This is a genomic window from Candidatus Defluviilinea gracilis (assembly GCF_057138825.1).
This window is the reverse complement of the sequence record NZ_DBNHEF010000051.1, coordinates 1-18,647: the sequence shown is the minus strand read 5'-3', so window position 1 is coordinate 18,647 and position 18,647 is coordinate 1. Positions and strand designations below refer to the sequence as shown.

Annotated in this window: 19 protein-coding genes; 13 read left to right on the top strand and 6 right to left on the bottom strand. The window is 54.5% G+C overall.

Annotated features, from left to right (window positions below; all coding sequences use genetic code 11):
* Positions 1-147 precede the first annotated feature (147 nt).
* From AC16KF_RS07430 to AC16KF_RS07420, 3 genes are all read left to right on the top strand, one after another.
* On the top strand, positions 148-1,485 hold the full coding sequence (locus tag AC16KF_RS07430; RefSeq protein ID WP_484036671.1) for a matrixin family metalloprotease: 1,338 nt from the start codon (positions 148-150) through the stop codon (positions 1,483-1,485).
* A gap of 114 nt (positions 1,486-1,599) precedes the next feature.
* Positions 1,600-3,339 (top strand): hypothetical protein, encoded by a 1,740-nt coding sequence (locus AC16KF_RS07425; RefSeq protein WP_484036670.1) that lies wholly within the window; start codon positions 1,600-1,602, stop codon positions 3,337-3,339.
* Positions 3,339-3,926 (top strand): deoxynucleoside kinase, encoded by a 588-nt coding sequence (locus AC16KF_RS07420; RefSeq protein ID WP_484036669.1) that lies wholly within the window; start codon positions 3,339-3,341, stop codon positions 3,924-3,926. The genes AC16KF_RS07425 and AC16KF_RS07420 overlap by 1 nt, the downstream gene beginning before the upstream one ends.
* Positions 3,927-3,968: 42 nt before the next feature.
* On the opposite strand, the gene AC16KF_RS07415 is transcribed toward AC16KF_RS07420, so the two are convergent.
* Entirely contained in the window at positions 3,969-4,607 is a 639-nt protein-coding gene (locus tag AC16KF_RS07415; RefSeq protein WP_484036668.1) for a sortase, YLP family, read from the bottom strand.
* Between the two features lie 245 nt (positions 4,608-4,852).
* Between AC16KF_RS07415 and AC16KF_RS07410 the strand changes: the two genes are divergently transcribed.
* The gene (locus AC16KF_RS07410; RefSeq protein ID WP_484036667.1) at positions 4,853-5,518 is read left to right on the top strand and encodes a DUF4230 domain-containing protein; all 666 of its coding nucleotides are present in this window, start codon (positions 4,853-4,855) and stop codon (positions 5,516-5,518) included.
* Between the two features lie 40 nt (positions 5,519-5,558).
* Here AC16KF_RS07410 and AC16KF_RS07405 read toward each other — a convergent pair whose 3' ends face one another.
* Both AC16KF_RS07405 and AC16KF_RS07400 read right to left on the bottom strand, forming a co-directional pair.
* Positions 5,559-5,789 carry a hypothetical protein gene (locus tag AC16KF_RS07405; RefSeq protein ID WP_484036666.1) on the bottom strand — a complete coding sequence of 77 codons (231 nt, stop codon included), beginning with the start codon at positions 5,787-5,789 and terminating at the stop codon, positions 5,559-5,561.
* Positions 5,786-6,232: a PIN domain-containing protein gene (locus tag AC16KF_RS07400; RefSeq protein ID WP_484036665.1), complete on the bottom strand. Its 447-nt coding sequence runs from the start codon at positions 6,230-6,232 to the stop codon at positions 5,786-5,788. Before AC16KF_RS07400 ends, AC16KF_RS07405 begins: the two co-directional genes overlap by 4 nt.
* 83 nt (positions 6,233-6,315) lie before the next feature.
* On the opposite strand from AC16KF_RS07400, the gene AC16KF_RS07395 reads away from it, so the two are divergent.
* A complete protein-coding gene (locus AC16KF_RS07395; protein ID WP_484036664.1) occupies positions 6,316-7,161 on the top strand; it encodes a pirin family protein in 846 nt (281 codons plus the stop codon).
* 52 nt (positions 7,162-7,213) lie between these two features.
* Positions 7,214-7,678 carry an NUDIX domain-containing protein gene (locus AC16KF_RS07390; RefSeq protein ID WP_484036663.1) on the top strand — a complete coding sequence of 155 codons (465 nt, stop codon included), beginning with the start codon at positions 7,214-7,216 and terminating at the stop codon, positions 7,676-7,678.
* A gap of 25 nt (positions 7,679-7,703) precedes the next feature.
* Here AC16KF_RS07390 and AC16KF_RS07385 read toward each other — a convergent pair whose 3' ends face one another.
* Entirely contained in the window at positions 7,704-8,396 is a 693-nt protein-coding gene (locus tag AC16KF_RS07385; RefSeq protein WP_484036662.1) for a class I SAM-dependent methyltransferase, read from the bottom strand.
* A gap of 102 nt (positions 8,397-8,498) precedes the next feature.
* Entirely contained in the window at positions 8,499-9,134 is a 636-nt protein-coding gene (locus AC16KF_RS07380) for an acyltransferase (RefSeq protein ID WP_484036661.1), read from the bottom strand.
* Between the two features lie 24 nt (positions 9,135-9,158).
* Between AC16KF_RS07380 and AC16KF_RS07375 the strand changes: the two genes are divergently transcribed.
* The 7 genes from AC16KF_RS07375 (at position 9,159) to AC16KF_RS07345 (ending at position 16,328) form a co-directional block, all read left to right on the top strand.
* Positions 9,159-9,638, top strand: a complete 480-nt coding sequence (locus tag AC16KF_RS07375; protein WP_484036660.1) for a YbaK/EbsC family protein — start codon at positions 9,159-9,161, stop codon at positions 9,636-9,638.
* Positions 9,639-9,860: 222 nt separating this feature from the next.
* Positions 9,861-10,994, top strand: a complete 1,134-nt coding sequence (gene hppD / locus AC16KF_RS07370) for a 4-hydroxyphenylpyruvate dioxygenase (protein ID WP_484036659.1) — start codon at positions 9,861-9,863, stop codon at positions 10,992-10,994.
* A gap of 71 nt (positions 10,995-11,065) precedes the next feature.
* Positions 11,066-11,947 carry a fumarylacetoacetate hydrolase family protein gene (locus tag AC16KF_RS07365; protein WP_484036658.1) on the top strand — a complete coding sequence of 294 codons (882 nt, stop codon included), beginning with the start codon at positions 11,066-11,068 and terminating at the stop codon, positions 11,945-11,947.
* A 4-nt stretch (positions 11,948-11,951) separates the two neighbouring features.
* Positions 11,952-12,839: a hypothetical protein gene (locus AC16KF_RS07360; protein ID WP_484036657.1), complete on the top strand. Its 888-nt coding sequence runs from the start codon at positions 11,952-11,954 to the stop codon at positions 12,837-12,839.
* A 135-nt stretch (positions 12,840-12,974) separates the two neighbouring features.
* On the top strand, positions 12,975-14,141 hold the full coding sequence (locus AC16KF_RS07355; RefSeq protein WP_484036656.1) for a homogentisate 1,2-dioxygenase: 1,167 nt from the start codon (positions 12,975-12,977) through the stop codon (positions 14,139-14,141).
* A gap of 52 nt (positions 14,142-14,193) precedes the next feature.
* On the top strand, positions 14,194-15,552 hold the full coding sequence (locus AC16KF_RS07350; protein WP_484036655.1) for a serine hydrolase domain-containing protein: 1,359 nt from the start codon (positions 14,194-14,196) through the stop codon (positions 15,550-15,552).
* Positions 15,549-16,328 (top strand): SH3 domain-containing protein, encoded by a 780-nt coding sequence (locus tag AC16KF_RS07345; protein ID WP_484036654.1) that lies wholly within the window; start codon positions 15,549-15,551, stop codon positions 16,326-16,328. Before AC16KF_RS07350 ends, AC16KF_RS07345 begins: the two co-directional genes overlap by 4 nt.
* A gap of 86 nt (positions 16,329-16,414) precedes the next feature.
* Here AC16KF_RS07345 and typA read toward each other — a convergent pair whose 3' ends face one another.
* A complete protein-coding gene (gene typA, locus AC16KF_RS07340; protein ID WP_484036653.1) occupies positions 16,415-18,274 on the bottom strand; it encodes a translational GTPase TypA in 1,860 nt (619 codons plus the stop codon).
* Positions 18,275-18,647 lie beyond the last annotated feature (373 nt).

The window sequence follows — 18,647 nt, the reverse complement described above, 5'->3', positions numbered from 1 at the left end:
GCCGCAATCGCAAAGTAAACTTTGCGGCACAACCAGTGGAGATCGGGTATTCAAGAGATTTTGAGAAAGTTACATAAGTAAAAACGTTATCTTGATGCGCCGATGGGCATGTGCTATAAAAGGACAATCTTTCACGGAGGTCTCGTCATGCGCCTGCCCAAACGCTTGAATTTTTTCAAGGGAATGATCGCACTCGCCCTTGTTTCGCTTGCCTGCGGAAACTTCTCAACTTCCGCTTCCGAACCTGAATATCGCTACGACGATCTGCCCGCCCCCGGAAATGAAAGCGCGGCATTCTCTGAGTATCGCGCCATCGCACAATGGAACAAATTCGAGATCGCCTATGTCTTCGTCAACGGGACAAGCGCGTTATCCGGCAACGAGGAACAAGATGTGGTGCGGCAGGCTTTCGCGATGTGGGCGCGATCTACGCCGCTCACCTTTACCGAAGTTGCCGGCAGTTCGCAAGCAGATATTGTCATCGGCTGGGCAGAAGGCGAACACGGAGACGGCGACCCGTTTGACGGGTCGGGCGACGTGTTGGCGCACGCCTCCTTCCCCAATCCTTACGAAGACCGCCAGGTGTTCCTGCATTTCGACGATGCGGAACGCTGGGTAAACAGCGACTCGCGCAACGTGGACTTGCTCACCGTTGCCGCGCACGAGATCGGTCACACTTTGGGGCTGGGTCACAGCGACGATCCCAACGCGTTGATGTATCCCAGTTACAGCGGACCGCATCGCTTCCTCGGGAACGACGATATCGCCGGCGCGCAAAGCCTGTACGGGGTGGCAAGCGCTCCACCGCCTGCGCCAGATGTCCCTGCGGAAGATGCGCCGCCTCCCAGCGCGGAGGACGATTCGGACCAGGATGGAATCTCCGACCGCGACGAAGTTCTCGTCACCGGCACCAATCCCAACACTGCGGACAGCGACAACGACGGCTTAAACGACGGCGTGGAAGTCGTCAACCGCATGAACCCGCTGGACGCAGACATGGATCGTGACGGCGTGAACGACGGGCAGGAGGTTGCCGCCGGCACGAATCCATTCTTCCCCGAGCAGGCGGATGTGTCGCCGGAACTTGAAGAGGAAGTCAGCGAATTCTTAACCGAAGCCATCGAGTTGCAGATTCGGGCGTATCGCAACAGCGACGCGGCGATCGCCTCCTCGATTATGGCGGGCGATATTCTCGAAAATCTATTTGCCGAAATCGATGCGCTCAACCAGCAAGGATTGGTTTCGATCTCCGAGGTCGATTACTACAACAGTTTCATTCACGACATCCGCGTAGTCAGCGACACGCGCCTCGAAGTGGACACCTGCGAAGTGTGGACGATCACGGTCTATCAAAGCGCGGATGGGCAAGCGGTTTCGAGCGACGGTCCCAGGTTGTTGCCGCAGACGATCACGATTCAAAAACTGAACGCGGGCTGGTTCATCACCTCGGTGATTTTTTTTGACGCGCCGGCGTTTTGCAATTAAGATCGAAACAATTCAGCCGTAGCGCAAAGTTCACTTTGCACCGATCTGGCGACGACTTCCGCCCGCAAGGTAAACCGTGCCGAACTGCGATAGCGCGAGAAAGGCTTAACTCCGATGAACGTCAATTTCAACAAACGCTCCACACAGGTTGCCACCATCGTGTTGATCCTTTTGCTGTTCGTGTGTGGCGTGACGATCCTGCTCGGCATCTTGTTCCGGAGTCGCAATGCCAGCCCTCCCGCCGCCACCGATACTCTCGCCTCCACTTCGACCTTCGCGCCGGTGTTTACAGAGACGCAAACAGCCCGACCAACTTTTGTCCCCACTTCCACACCCTTCCCAACATTTACCATCGTCGTTCTGCCTCCCGGCACGATCAAAAAGCCGACGCGCACTTTCACCGCCGCGCCGGTATTCACCCGCACAAAATTGCCAGGCGGGCCAACTTCGACACCGACACTAACGAAAACCCCCACGCTGACATCAAATGCTTCATCGTCAAATACGCCGGGCGCCTCAACCGCGACTCTTACGAACACCCCGGGCGGTCCGGCATCGACCGACACGATCACGCCAGGCGGACCAACTTTAACGCCCTCTATTACCAGTTCGCCCACACTGACCTCAGACGCGCCAACCGCCACCTCAACAGCATCGCACACGCCAACCCCCACGAACACGAACAGCCCGCCTGTTGGACCCGCCGTTTTCGCTGTGGGACCAGGCGGTGCGGATGTGATCCCGCATCAGATTGTGCGCGCCTCCAGTAATTTCCTCTACCTGTTTTCCAGCCAGGATTCCTCCTCGCTCCTGCGCGTGTATCGAACTAACAACCCCGGGTTCCCCAACTCTGCGAGCGATTTCGCCGCCCCGATCACAATCAACGAGTCCAGCAGTATGCTTTCTGTGGATGCGGTCTACAACGGCGGAACGATCATCCACGTGTTGATCAATTTGCGCAACGGCGAGATCAAAGATTATCCATTTGACACCTCCACCAATACCTTCAAAACTGCCATCACTCTTGCCACAGACAGCGGCTCAGTGAGCGGCTCACCATACGTGGGAACCAGCGGCATCAGCGGGATGATGGAGCCGGGCGGAACTTTGCACGTCGGCTATTGGACGAACAGCAACCACATCCTCCACCGTGCCTACACCTACAATAGCGGATCAAACACCCTCACACCCGCAGGCGGCTTCACGCAAGTGGATACGGCAGGGAGCGCGAATCATCCATCCCTTGCCATCTCGCCAGCGAACAACTCGCTTACGGTGGCATGGATATCGCAAGCAGTCAGCCCGCCACAAATCCTCACACGCGCGCGCCAATCAAATGGAACGTGGGGCTCCATCGAAACCGCCAGCACATCCCCGGTGTGGACGAGTTCCTCGAACGGACTCAACATCGACCAGGGTCCCAGTCTGATCATCGACTCATCCGGCGCGAAGCACATGGCATACATCCAGGAGTTCGACTTGTCCGTCGGCGATTATGGTCGTATCCACTACGTGAGCAATAACGGTTCAGGTTGGGTGGATCAGCCTCTCGCGGCGTTCACGCATGATCCAGCCGTCGCCATTAACAGCAGTGGGCAGATTTACATCATTGGTCATGGGCATCCACTGAATGCGACCTGCACCTCCATGGACGATATTTGCACCATTCGGAAAAATGGCGCGAACTGGAACAACCCGGTACTATTTGCCTCGCCCCCGGGCAGTTTCTCCTTTGACGCCAGCCCTTCGGTCAAATGGTCGGTCGTTGGATTCAACCGCGCGGACATCATCGAGTTCGTTTTCTTCATGACCCCGTACGAAAGCCCCACGCTGTATTACGGACGCTTCCCATAATGCGGAAACTCATCTCAGTCATCGGCGCGAGCGGCGTGGGCAAGACGACCTTCGTCAACGCGCTGGCAAAAACGGGATTGTTCGCGACGGCATTCGAACAACATGCCGAGCGTCCGTTTCAGTCGCTGTTCAAGCAGGATAACAAATACGCGCTCGCCAACCAAATGGATTATTTGCTCTTACGCGCCGAACAGGAAAAGCAACTTCGCGCGGGCGATAAAACTGGATTGATGGATGGCGGACTCGACCTCGACTTCCACGGATTCACCCGCCTCTTTCACCGCCGCGGCTTGCTCGCTAACCCTGAATTTGATCTGTGCCTTCGGCTTTATTCGCTCTGCCGCGAGTTCCTTCCACCGCCCGATCTCATCGTCGTGCTGAGCGCGCCGCAAAAAATAATCGAGGGGCGACTCGCCTCCCGCAGGCGCATCAACATCGCGTCGGCGCAAGATGCGGAATCGATGGAGGGATTCATCCGCGAATGGCTGGAGTCAATTTCCCCGGAAAAAATCCTGCGCATTGACGCATCCAATGAAGATGAAAACTACTACGGCGCGGCGAGACAGTTGCTCGAGCGAATTTCTTAGCGTCGTAGCGGCAACAGAAACGACTGAAGTCGTTACTACCGTTTAGTAAAACTTCAACCGATGCGGCATGGAAATGAATTTATTGACGATAGGCTCGGCAAGGATGAACACCCTGCCCCACGATAGATTTCCCTCGGCGTTGATGCAGGTTTGCAGTGTTAAATTGCCTGGGCGATTGAACACTTTGAAAAAGAGACGGGTTGACGATAGCCGTTCGCCCGTGTCGAGGTCTACAAATTCGCTGGTGACGCTGTTCGGACTCAATGCCTGAACACGCATGAATTCACGGACGATGAATGTTTCGGTTTTGCCATCGCCGTAAATCAGATAGATCAATTGTCCCTCTTCCAACAATGAAAAACTTTCACCCGCGAGATAATTATGCGCCAGCAGACCGGTCGTGCCGTATCGCGCCGCCGCGTTAAATTGCGTGAGAGTTTCGGGTTGAGTGGAAACGAAAGCAGGGCTATCCTCAGGCTGAGGAACGACAGGGTAAGCAAATAGATCTGGGACGTAGATGCCGCGCAGTTCGTCCGCTTGGCCGTTTGCCACATGCGCGATAAATTCATCCAGCGGCGGGATTTCGCTCCCCTCCCACGCCCGCGCAGGCGACGGAAGGATAAGGAACGCCATAGCAAATATTAAAAGCAGACTGCGCAAATTGGCGCGTGGTCGGGTCATGCCTGAAATTGTAGGAGGCTTACCGCGATCTACAAATGTCTGATGGAGAAAATTCAATTACAGTTCTGAAATTTCATCCGTTGGTACTGTAAAGTGGCGAGAGTGTTTTAGGCTCGATTATTTTCAAGTGGTACTTAAGCGCGATTGGACCTCAGAAAACTAGGGCGTTGAGAAAGCCAGGCATTGTCAACTTTCATGGGCTTGCAGGCAGTGATGTTTTCCTGTATCCTTGAACCAACAACACCATGAGCGACACAACCATCATCGTCATCAGTATCCTCGTCTTCCTGCTCATCCTATTCGCAGGGACGGCATGGCTGGTGTTCGTCTATTTCCCCAAAAAGACTTTATCGGTTGCCAACGAACTGGCTGAGACTGTAAAGAACACGTTGGGGCTGACGCCGCAGGTGACCATCAACCAGAAGATCATCTACAAACGGACGAATGAAATCCTACAGTTGGCGATGATCGAGCAGGATTACGATGTCGAATATGAGACCAGCGACAAACTGCTAGGAAGCGAAAAACGGATTCACCTGCGCGGCATGTACCGGGCAAAGATCGGATTCGATCTGCAAAAGGGATTCAACATCGAAGTCCATCGCGGAGGATTTCTCAAGCCGGGTCAAGTCATCTTGCAACTTCCGCGCGCCGAGATTCTCTCCGTCGAACCGCTGGACATACAAAAGACATCTTCCTCAGGTCTGATCAACTGGGTTTTGAGCAAGGATATTGAGAACGCCACAAAAGAACTCAATGCTCTGGCGTTGGATAAAGCCTCCAAACTGGAAATGCTCGATGACGCCGAAAAACGGATCGAAAACCGATTGAACGAAGCGCTCCTGCCGAGGCTGGTCAATTACCAGCTCACGCATGAGGTCAAGTTTCTTGAATTGGGGACTGGCGGGTGAGGTTAAAGACCAAGCGGCGCACTCAATTGTGCGCCGCTTCTTATTTCTTCTTTCTGCTGGTCTTATAAGTCGGTTTTCTTTCGCGAACCATCCTAGCAATATCGTCCACAGAATATTGGTCCAGCCACTCATGGCGGTCTTTGGAATAGTCGCCCTTCCCCATTTCGAACTGTTGCATAAAACGAATCATCCCAACCAGACCAAGCTCGCGAGAAAGCGCGGCTAGCCCAGCGACGCGAATTTGCTGAGGGGTCATCAATCGTATGTTCATTCGATTTTCTCCTTCATCCAATCCAAAGGGTTTTTAACTTCTACAAGTAATTTCTTCGACAAGCGTTTTGCCGTCTTGAGCAAGCGGTCATCTGTGGTAAGAAAAATATCCGCTTTACCCTTTTCCGCACAAGCCAGATGAACTGCATCAAAGCCCACAAAACCTACCGTCTGCAATTCACGAGCGCGCGCCAGAACTGTGTCACTGATCTCGATAACAGAATTGACGAATTTAACAACACGTTTCAATCGTGATTGTTGGTCAACGTCGGGCGTGCGATCAATCTCGATCCCCAATGCTTCACTGCCGAGCCATGTCCATTCTTTTCGTTCCACACGTGAAAGAAGGAGTACAATCGCCTCGGTCTCAAGCCGAATCCGCTCCTGACTTTGATCGTCAAATGGACGATTAAGCACACAGTTATCGAGATAGATTCTAGTCACTGCGAGCAATTATAGCATTGACAACTCATCCAGTGTCTCACAGGTAAACGTAATACCTCCCCTCCTCACCTCATCTACACGACATGAACAACCCACGAAAAATCTCACGGATTATCGAACCGCAGGTCACCATCGAAGGCGCGGGCGTGCGCTTACTTCGCTCGTTCGGTCCGAAGGTCAGCAACCTGTTCGACCCATTCCTGCTCTTCGATCACTTCGCCTTCAACGATCCGCTCGAAGGACCCCTGCGCGGCTTCCCATATCATCCGCATCGCGGCATCGAAACCGTCACCTACATGCTCGAAGGCTCCACCGCGCACCGCGACAGCCTCGGCAACGAAGGCACCATCGGTCCCGGCGACGTGCAATGGATGAGTTCCGGTCGCGGCATCCTCCACGAAGAAATGCCCCGTCGCGGCGAAAGCGGCAATATCTACGGCTTCCAACTCTGGGTCAACCTCCCCTCGCATCTCAAAATGTCTGAGCCGCGCTATCAGGAAGTGAACGCGTCAACGATTCCAACATTTGAAAAGGATGGAGTCAGAATCCGCGTCGTCGCTGGGACGGTGGACGGAGTCAACGGACCCGTCGAAGACATCTCCGCCTCGCCTCTTTATCTCGACGTGGAGCTGGCTCCCGCCTCCGTCTGGCATTTCCCCATCCCCAGCGGACACACCGCAGTGGCGTACGTTTTCCACGGCGAAGGCGTGTTCGGCGAAGACACAGTTAACGCCACTCACATGCTCAAGTTTTCAGACGAGGGCGATCACATCACGGTCAAAACAGAAAACGACTCCGTCCGCTTCATGCTCATCGCGGGCGCGCCGTTCAAAGAACCCATCGTGCCATACGGTCCGTTCGTGATGAATACATTGGAAGAGATTCAAGAAACGTTGAAAGAACTGCGCAACGGGACCTTCATAAAATAAAAGGAGATAGACCTCACAGGTCTCAGAGACCTGTGAGGTCTTATAATTTAATATGACTCAAGTCCTCTACGGCGACCGCCTCGGCAAACAGGGGCAACTCCGACTCGGCACTTCAGCCATCCTCTTCGATGAAAACCAGCGCGTCCTGCTCACGTGCCGCACGGACAATGGTCAGTGGTGCCTGCCCGGCGGCGCAATGGATTCAGGCGAGAGCGCGGCTGAGGCTTGTATCCGCGAGGTGTGGGAGGAGACAAGCCTCCACGTCCGCGTGAAGCGTTTGGTCGGCGTGTACAGCGATCCGAATCAACTCGTCATCTATCCCGATGCGAATAAAGTTTTCGTCGTCGCGTTATCGTTCGAAGTGGCGATCGTCGGCGGCGAATTGGGCTTGAGCAACGAGACAACCGACGCGGGGTTTTTCTCGGTAACTGAGATGGACGCACTGACGATGCTTGGAAATCACAAGTTGCGCGTGGAAGACGCGTTGATGAACCGGGCTGAGGCGTTCGTCAAATAATCAACGAGACCGACTTAAGTCGGTCTTACAACCACCACACCCCGGTACACTCAGGCAGGACGATCCATTCGTTCTGGCTGACTTTTTCTCCCAACTCATCGCCGAAGAAGAAGCGCGACAACTCTTCGGCTTCCTCCAGCGATTCAAATTTGTAATCGGTGCGAATCCATTTGCTTTGGAATCCATTCGCATCCAGCCATTGATAGGTAGACTCGACATGCTCCAGCCGAATCGGACTCTCGTTGCCTGTGCCAAGCGACTCGAACAGGATGATCGTCCCATCTTTGCGCAATACGCGCCTCATCTCCTCCAACCAATTCTCCAATTCTCTAGCGCCTGATTCCTGATTCCACACCGCAAGATAACTCACGCTCCAGCCAGAGACGGCGAGATCAGCAGAGTGATTAGTAATTGGCAATTTTCTGTGGTCGGCGATATCTACCTGCCAGTTGGACAATTCGCTTGCTGCGAGTCGCTGGCGGCAGACACGCAACATTTCGCTTGAAATATCGAACGCGCGGATCGATCTTGCGCGAGGCGCAAGCAGGAGCGTCAACCGTCCCGTCCCCGCGCCGAGATCGAGGATGTCCAAGCCGTCGGGGCTGATAATTTCTTCGATTGCTTTCAAGATATTGCTTTGATAATCCTCCCGCGCAATTAAGGCTTCGTAACGATCCCCATCTGTTTGGTAGATTTTTCTTTGTTGTTCGTCACTCATTCTGAGTTTTCCAATCGTGTCACATTTTCTTGACATTTGATCTGTCGGCAGTTGAACTGCCGACAGGCGTGACGCAGTGCAACTGCGTCACGAACATCGAAATCACTCTCGCTGAGTTTTCCAATCGTAATTTTCTTTCAACACTTTCGCAGGGACTCCACCCACCAGCGCGTTGCTCACATCTATTTTCCCGCTGACCACGCTTCCCATCGCGACAAGCACATTGTTTCCAATGGATGAACCTGGCGCAAAGCGGACAGCGCTTCCGAGATAACAATCACTTCCAATTTCAATATCCCGATCTCGCGCGCCGACTCCGTGCGTCCAGAACTGCGAGCCGATGCCCGCCACCCACGAACGGTCGCCGAGTTTGAATCTGCCAGCCACATCGAAGTGATGACCCGACGTGATCAACGCATCTGCGCCGATTTCCAGCGTCCGCGCGTAATTCATCGCTTGATTTTCCTCTCGCAGTACCCAGTATCCGCATGAAAAAGTGTTTCGGTTTCCGATGGACGCGCCTTCCGCAATCTTGATTTTCATGGGGCCGATGAATTGATTGAAGAATCCTATCTTGGATTTCGAAATGGCAAATTCGTCAACGGCAATGATCGCGCCAAATCCGATTCGGGACTTGTCAATTCGGTAGCCGAACAGCAAACGATAGCCGAGAACGCGCAAGACGTTCAACGGCATGAGACTGATCAGGAACGCGAGAGCGACTTTTATAATGGGCATGATTTCCAAATTATAATCGGGGACATGTCAACTCTCTCCCCCTCCGCTCAAAAAATTCAAGACCTGCTCAACTCGCTTGGCTACAACTACACCGTGATCGAACACGCCGAGTCCACGCGCACGGCGCAAGAAGCCGCAGACCGCGCGGGATGCGAACTCGGTCAGATCGTGAAGTCGCTGATCTTCAAGGGCAAAGAGTCGCACAAGCCGATCCTCGTCCTCACCAGCGGCGCGAACCGCGTGGACGAAAAACGCATCAGCGAGTACGCGGGCGAGACCATCGGCAAAGCGGACGCTGATTTCGCGCGAACCGTCACTGGCTTTGCCATCGGCGGCGTGCCTCCCATCGGTCATACTCAACAAATTGAAACGTACCTCGATGAAGATTTCCTGCAATACGAAAAAGTTTGGGCGGCGGCGGGGACTCCCAACGCGATCTTTGAATTGAGAACGGACGACCTGCAAAAGATGACGGATGGAAAAGTCAGCCGCGTCAAGCCGTGACAAACCATACAGAACCATTTGGCCGCTGACCGCGCAGAAACCGCAGATTTTCTTTCTTTGGATCAGCGTAAATCAACGAGGGAAAACATCAGCGTAGAAAAAAACTTCCTACTGAGAAACAGCCGTCCCGTGGGGTGAAGCGGGGTTTCATCCGCAACATTTTTTGTTTGCATTGAAACATCCTTTGGCGTACAATCCGATGATCTAACCCAAGGAGGCTCGATGGCTACAACTGTACAACCCGCGCAAGCGGCACGCCCCATGACAGAAGAGGCGGACTTTCTTCAGATCAAATCCGTTGACCATGTTCATTTTTATGTGGGTAACGCCAAGCACGCCATGTATTATTGGTGGAAGGCATTCGGCTTCAAGCCCATTGCGTATTCGGGACTTGAAACAGGCAACCGCGACTTTGCTTCGTATGTGTTGGAATCGGGGCAGGCGCGGTTTGTTGTTTCCGCGCCCTATTCGCCGTCCAGCCCGCTTGCATCGCATCACATGCTGCATGGCGACGGCGTGAAGATGATCGCGCTCGAAGTGGACGATGTGGAAAAAGCATGGAAGGAAACCACCGCGCGCGGCGGAAAATCGGGATGGACTCCGCGCGAAGAGAAAGACGATCACGGCATCTATCGCACCTCCGCGATCTACACCTACGGCGAAACTCTGCATGTGTTCGTTGATCGCGGCGATTACAAAGGCGTGTTCGCGCCGACGTATAAGCCGATCAAATACGAAGCCGAGTCAACGGGACTCGCCGCAATCGATCACATGGTCGGCAATGTGCAACTCGGCAAGATGAATCAATGGGTGAATTTTTATCATCAGGTGATGGGCTTCCGCCAATTGCTTCATTTCGACGACAAAGATATTTCCACCGAATATTCCGCGCTCATGTCGAAGGTAATGCAAAACGGAAACGGGCGCGTCAAGTTCCCGATCAACGAACCCGCCGAGGGCAAACGCAAAAGCCAGATCGAAGAATATCTCGATTATTATTTGACGCCCGGCGTGCAACACGTCGCCATCATCACGGGCGATATCCTCAAGACCGTTGACGCCCTCCGCAGTCGCGGCGTGGAATTTTTGCGCGTGCCAGACACCTATTACGAGGCGTTGCCCGACCGCGTCGGCTCGATCAAAGAGGACATGAAAGCCATCCACGATCTTGGCATCCTCGTTGACCGCGACGACGAAGGCTACCTCTTGCAGATCTTCACCAAGCCCATCCAAGACCGCCCGACGATGTTCATCGAAGTGATCCAACGTCACGGCGCGAAAGGATTCGGCAAGGGTAACTTCAAAGCGCTGTTCGAGTCGATTGAAGTGGAACAGGAACGACGAGGCAATCTATAGTTGAAAGTTGAAGGTCAAAGGTCGAAAGTCAACGACCTGCGACTTGCGACCTTTGACATAGGACTCACACTATGAAATTTGCCACCGTCAGCACGCTTCGCGCCACGACCCAGCCTGCCATCGTCGTGGACGACCGCGTCCACACCCTGCCCTACCCCGACATGCTCGCGGTGATCGCCGCGGGCGCGGGAGCCGCATCGCAGAAAGCCGCAAAGGAATCACTCGCGCTGGATGAGGTGAAATTCCTCTCGCCGATCCATCCCAAAACCTTGCGCGATGCGTATGCCTTTGAAACCCACGTCAAAACCGCGAACCGTAATCGCGGACAAGATGTGCCAGAGAATTGGTATAAGTTCCCGGTCTTTTATTTCTCGAACCCCACCAACGATTTCGGGCATGATGACGTGATTCCCCATCCAGCCTACACCAACGCCATTGACTTTGAATTGGAGATCGCGGTGATCATCGGCAAGGCGGGCATGAACATCAAAGCAGAGGATGCCCCAAAGCATATCTTCGGCTATACCATTTTCAACGACTGGTCGGCGCGCGACCTGCAAGTGCAAGAGATGAGGGTCAACTTCGGTCCGGTCAAATCGAAAGATTTCGCCTCCTCCTACGGACCGGTCATCGTCACTCACGAATCGCTTGCCGATAAAGCAACAACACGACCGGGCGTGTACGACCTATTGATGACCGCCAAGATCAACGGCACAGAAGTCTCACGCGGCAACTTCAACGATATTTACTGGTCATTCGGAGATATCATCGCCCGCGCGTCCGAATCGGTTATGCTCCAACCAGGCGATGTGATCGGCTCCGGCACTGTGGGTACAGGGTGTTTGTATGAGTTGACCAAGAACCAAGGTCCGTGGCTGAACGAGGGCGATGTGGTCGAATTAGAAGTTGAGCGCATTGGTTTGTTACGAAACACGGTCGGCGCGAAAGGATAATCCATTGAACTCGCTCAAACAATTTACATGCGCGTCAATGATGTTGGCAATTGGGTTAACGGCGTGCGGCAATGCAACTCCAGCCGCTGAAAACCCGGGACAACTCGAAACTGTTGTGGCGTCAACATTGCAAGCTTACACTGCCGAGACGCCCGCCGAAACAGTTACGGCGGCAACGCCGCTTCCCGCTGGTATTGAAGTCTCTTTCAATCATGTTTCGTTCGTCATCCCCAACGGACTCGCTAGCGGCGCGACGCCAATCCTTGAGCCGGCCGTCGGTGGCGACACCGCCCCATGGGAAATGGCTCCCGAACATATTGTGTTTACGCTGACCGGGTATACCGGAACAGACCCAAACCATCCCATCCAGCCGACCATTTACGTATACCCAACGCAAGCATTTGCAGAGGTCAGTCCGGGCGCGAGCCTGAGCATCCCGGAGTTGCAGGCGTTGCTCGCCAGCCCGTCCGCGCCGGTCGATCTCGATTCGGCTCCGGGTATTCCGTTCTATAACGCGGGTCAAGACCTGGTTGCAAAAGGTGAGAGGCTAAATTTTCAAAACGGCTCAGGCATTCGCATGATCTCGCACTTTTCGCAATTTCCCGGTCCGATCATCCGCACCGGACAGATCTATCACTATCAAGGTCTCACCAGCGACGGAAAATATTATGTGATCGCGATCTTGCCGGTCGTGTCGCCGCTTCAATCCACAGCGGAGAACCCATCGGCGGACGGAATCAACTTCCCCGATTACGCTTCCGCCGCCCCGGGCGAAATGGACGCGTACTATCTGGCGGTCGCGGATAAACTCACCGCGGCGGATCCCTCCTCATTTACGCCGGTTCTTGCTTCCTTAGACGCCTTGATCCAATCTATAACGATTTCGCCTTAGGAGAGTTGCTTACCGCCGTTCCTTCGGCAGTTGAACTGCCGAAGGAACGCGGGAGAATTTACGCAATACGAAATACTACAATCCGTTTCTCCCGCAGTTGAACGGCGGGAGAACACACGAAATACGGAGTCCAAAATGCCCTTCTATCAAAAACTCGGACAAATCCCACACAAGCGGCACGTGCAATTCAGAAAACCGAACGGCGAACTGTACCGCGAAGAACTGATGGGACTGGAGGGATTCTCATCCCTGCAATCCATCCTCTATCACAACTTCATCCCGGCGCGCGTCAAACACACCGAAGACCTCGGCTCGCGTCTGCCTGAAACCGTGGAGTTTGGTCCCATCCGTCATCGCGCGTTCAAGACTGCCGATGCGCCTCTTGGCGGCGACGCGGTCTCCGCGCGGATTCCGCTTCTCGCCAACAAGGATGTGATCCTCGGCGTGGCGCGCGCGTCGAAGAGCATGGATTATTTCTATCGCAACGCGCAGGCATACGAAACGTGGTGGGTGCATGAAGGAAGCGGCGTGTTGAAATCGCAGTTTGGGAATCTCAAATTCCGCAAAGGCGATTACATCGTGATCCCGTTCGGCACGACGTGGCAAATGCACATTGACGGAAGCGAGGCGCGTTTCTTCACCATCGAGAACCCATCGCAGATCGAGCCGCCGAAACGCTACCGAAACAATTTCGGTCAAATGCTCGAACACGCGCCGTACTGTGAACGCGACATCCGCACGCCCGAAGAACTTGAAACGCACACCGAACGCGGCGACTTTGAAGTGCGCGTGAAAGTGCGCGATCGCCTATCGAAACACATTTTGGATTATCACCCCTTCGACGTTGTCGGCTGGGACGGCTATCTCTACCCGTGGATCTTCAACATCGAAGATTTCGAGCCGATCACGGGACGAGTCCACCAGCCGCCGCCCGTTCATCAGACCTTCGACGCGCATAACTTCGTCGTCTGCTCGTTCGTCCCGCGACTATTCGACTATCATCCGCTCGCCATCCCCGCGCCGTACAATCACTCGAACGTCAACTCGGATGAGGTGATCTATTATGCCGAGGGCAACTTCATGTCGCGCAAAGGCATTGACCGCAGTGACATTTCCATGCACCCCTACGGCTTGGCGCACGGTCCGCAACCCGGCATGACCGAAGCCTCCATCGGCGCGAAAGAAACGAAAGAGTTAGCCGTGATGGTGGATACGTTTTATCCGCTGCATCTCACGAAGGACGCGCTCGAATTCGAGAAGCCCGAGTATCAGTCCACGTGGATGGAAGGAACCGGAGAATAACATCAAAGACCTCGGAGGTTTTCAAAACATCTGAGGTCTCTTCAATCAGTCTATGAAAACGACAACCTCCCCCAACGCAAACTTCAAAACCATTTCCACGCGTATCCAAAAAGAAATGAAGCGACTCCACGTTCCCGGCGTCGCCATCGGAATTTATCACAAAGGCAAAGATTGGACGGCGGGATTCGGCGTCACGAGTCTCGAAAACCCTTTGCCCGTCAATGCCGATACGTTGATGCAAGTCGGTTCGATCAGCAAGACATTCACTGCCACATTGCTGATGATGCTCGCCGAGCAGGGAAAAGTGAATCTCGACGCGCCTGTGCGAAAGTACATCAAAGATTTCAAACTCAAGGATGAAAGCGTGGCGAAGAAAGTCACCATCCGTCACTTGCTTACGCACACGGGCGGATGGGTCGGCGATTATTTCAACAGTTTCGGCGATGGCGACGACGCGCTCGATAAAATGGTGAAAGATATTTCCCATCTTCCGCAGATTCAGCCGCTGGGAAAAATCTGGTCGTACAACAACACGGGATTCAACGTCGCTTCGCGGGTCATCGAAGTGGTGACGAAAAAATCATACGAGCAGGCATTGCAGGAAATGTTGCTCGATCCTCTTGGCTTGAACATGTCGTTCCTTTATCCAAGCGATATTCTCTTCACGCATCGCTTCGTTGTCGGGCATTATCGCAAAGACAAAAAAACTCACGTGTCGCGTCCGTGGGCGATTGGCAGGGCAGGCAACGGCGTGGGAGGAGTCGTCAGCACGGTCAAAGACTTGCTGAAGTATGCGCGCTTCCACATGGGCAGTGGTAACAGAATCATCACGCGCAAGAGTCTCAAAGCGATGCGCGTCAAACAAGTGAGCGCGGGCGGGCGCGGCGACATGGGCATCACGTGGTTCATCCGCTATGCCGATGCTCTCACCGCGTACGCGCACGGCGGCGCGACCAACGGACAGCAAGCGTATTTCTTCTACATCCCCGAAAAAGATTTCGCGCTCGCCATCCTCACCAACAGCGACGAGGGCGGCGTCATCACCGCGCAGACGTTCGGCTGGGCGCTCGACCTCTATTTTGGGATCAAACTCAAATCACCGAAGCCGATGAAGAATCCGCAAGACGGAAAAGAATTCGTCGGGCGATATAAGATCGGCACCGAATGTTTCGACATCAAGACAAAAGGAAAATATCTCGTGTATCATCACATCCCGCTTGGAGGATTCCCCACGCCCGACGCGCCGCCGGGTCCCGCTCTCGCGCCGATGCGATTCGCGTTTTACGACAAAGATAACCTCATCGGTTTGGACGAACCCTACAACGGCGCGCTCGCCGACATCCTCCGCGACGAAAAGGGACGCGTGAAATATTTCCGCGTGGGCGGGCGCGCGCACTTGAAAATTAAATGAGAAACAAAACCAACATTGCGATCGCATCCTTCGCGTTGATCGCGGCGATGCTCGCCTGCAATTTGCCCGACGCGCAACCGCCTACAGATGAAAACCAAATGCCACCGGAACTTCAAACCGCGCTCATGGAGGGTCTCCAAAATGGCGCGGACGTTCCCATCACCGCGACGTTTTCGCCGATACCAAGTCTAACAAGCACAACGAATCCAAACGCGGCGACGGCAACCATCACACCGACCTATTCCGTGCCGATGCTCATCGTCCGCGAGCAAACGAACTGCCGCGCGGGACCGGGTCAAGAGTACGCAGTGGTGTTCACCTATTTGCCGAACGCCAAACTGGAGATCGTCGGCAACTACGGGATCGCAAATTACTGGCTCGTGAAATCGTCCGACAGCCCAACCGGTCAATGCTGGTTGTGGGGCGAGTTCGTCGAAGTGAGCGGCAGTTACTGGGTTGTGCCGAGCGTCACGCCGCCGCCGACCGCCACGAAACCTCCGCCAAAAGCGCCATCGTTTCAAAGTTGGGATTATTCGTGTGAATTCAACGGAGTCAACACCGAACTCACTGTAACGCTGACCTGGTCCGACAAATCGGAAAACGAAACCGGCTTCCGCCTCTATCGCAACGGAGAGTTGATCGCCGATCTCCCGGCGAACACCACCTCGTTCGTGGACAAATCCGCGGTAGACTCCGGGCAGACCGTGAGTTATCGCCTCGAGGCGTATAACGCGGCTGGCATCGAAACCGATTCCACCAATTCATTTGGTTGTTAAACCGCCGTCGCGGTATAAACGCAAAAAGAAACAGGTCTCGCGCATGGCGCGCGAGACCTGTCCGACTCTATGAGCGTGAATGAAAATTATTCCTCTCCCAACGCTTCCTTCATTTTCTTGGTTTGTTTGCCGCGATCGTCGGTGTTGAGAATCCGTTTACGGATGCGATACGACTCGGGCGTGACCTCAAGCAATTCGTCGTCAGACAAATATTCGACCGCCTCATCCAACGACATGCGGCGCGGCGGCGTGAGGCGGATTTCCATATCCGCGCCCGCCGAGCGAATATTGGTGAGATGCTTTTTCTTGCACACGTTGATGGGCATATCCTGCCCGCGCGTGTTCTCGCCGATCACCATGCCTTCGTAGACAGCCACACCGGGACCGATGAACAACGTGCCGCGCTCTTCCGCGTTCTTCAGCGCGTACGCCGTGGAATCGCCCGCCTCCCACGCCACGAGTGAGCCTGTTTGCCGCGTGGACATCGCTCCCGCCATTTCATCGTACCCATGAAAGATGCTGTGCATCACCCCCGCGCCGCGCGTAGAGGTCAGGAACTGATAACGGAAACCGAGCAAGCCCCGCGTGGGCGCAATGTAGACCATGCGCGTCATGCCCTGACCCGCGTCGTGCATCTCCATCATTTTGGCGCGACGACTCCCCAGCATTTCGACCACCGCCCCAACCGTCTCGTTGCTGGTCTCGATGTGCACTTCCTCGAACGGTTCGAGCAACATCCCATCGTCCGCTTTGTGGAAGATCACTTCCGGGCGCGAGACTTGGAATTCATAGCCTTCGCGCCGCATGGTTTCGATGAGGATGCCAAGATGCAACTCGCCGCGGCCTGAGACCAAAAAATTTTCAGCCGAATCGGTCTCTTCGACTCGCAGTGAAACGTTCGTGCGAAGTTCCTCGAACAAACGCTCGCGCAGTTTGCGGGAGGTGCTCCACTTCCCCTCTTTGCCGGTAAAGGGCGATGTGTTCACGCCAAACGTCATGCGGACGGTGGGCTCTTCTACTTTAATTGTGGGTAAAGCAACGGGGTTCGCCGGGTCGGCGAGTGTTTCGCCGATGGCGATCTCCTCCAAGCCTGCCAGCGAAACAATATCCCCGGCATTGGCGGCTTCGATCTCGATCTTATTCAAACCCTGGAATGTGTAAAGATACTTTGCCGATTCGGGTAAATTTCTTCCATCCATGGTTAATCGCGCAAGCCGCTGACCGGCTTTGATCGTGCCGGAGAAAATTCTACCCACCGCGGTCACGCCGCGATAGTCGTCGTAGCCCAGGGTGGTGACGAGCATTTGCAGGGGCGCGTCCGCGTCCACGTTGGGAGCGGGGATGTGATTCAAAATCACGTCGAATAAAGGTTGAAGGTCGGGACCAAGTTCAGTGGTCAGCCCGGCGCGTTGGTCGATCCCGATGGCGTAGACGACGGGGAATTCCGCCTGCTCGTCGGAGGCGCCAAGTTCGATGAACAGGTCGAAGGTCTCATTGAGGACGCGTTCCGGTTCGGCGTCTTTGCGATCCACTTTGTTGATGACGACGACCGCTTTGTGTCCCATTTGAAGCGCCTTCTTGAGCACGAAGCGCGTTTGTGGCATGGGACCTTCCGCCGCGTCCACGAGGAGCAGGACGCCATCCACCATGTTCATCACGCGCTCGACCTCGCCGCCGAAATCGGCGTGACCGGGCGTATCCACGATGTTGATCTTGATGGGCTTGCCGGTCTTGGGATCGTTGAGCGTGATGGCGGTGTTTTTGGCAAGGATGGTAATGCCGCGCTCGCGTTCGAGGTCGTTGGAATCCATGACGCGTTCTTCCACGTGCTGGTTGTCGCGGAAGGTGTGCGATTGACGGAGTAAACCATCCACGAGGGTGGTCTTGCCGTGGTCAACGTGGGCGATGATGGCGATGTTGCGGAGGTCGGTGCGGGTTGTTAGCATTGGTTAGTTTCTTTGTTTGGTAGTTTGGTAGTTGGTTAGTCGAGCAACGGGGATATGCTTCGTACTGCGTATTGCGTATTGCGTATTTCGTGTTTACCTGTTTCCGTGTTTACTTGCGCACTTTGCGACAAAAAAGCCCCAGCCTGTGACGAGCGGGGGCTTTCGCGAGCCTTCCGAATTTCAGGACGTGCGGGCGGTATTGTATCAGAATGTTCGTAATTTGAGCAGGGAATGTTATAATCCGCGTATGGCTTTACCAAAGTAGAGAAAAAGGTGTGGTGAGTAGGGCAAAGGCTTGTGAGATGTGCGCGGCAAACCAGCGACGGGCGTGAGCGGCATTATGAAATTTAGCCTGTCGAATGAGAGCCAAAAC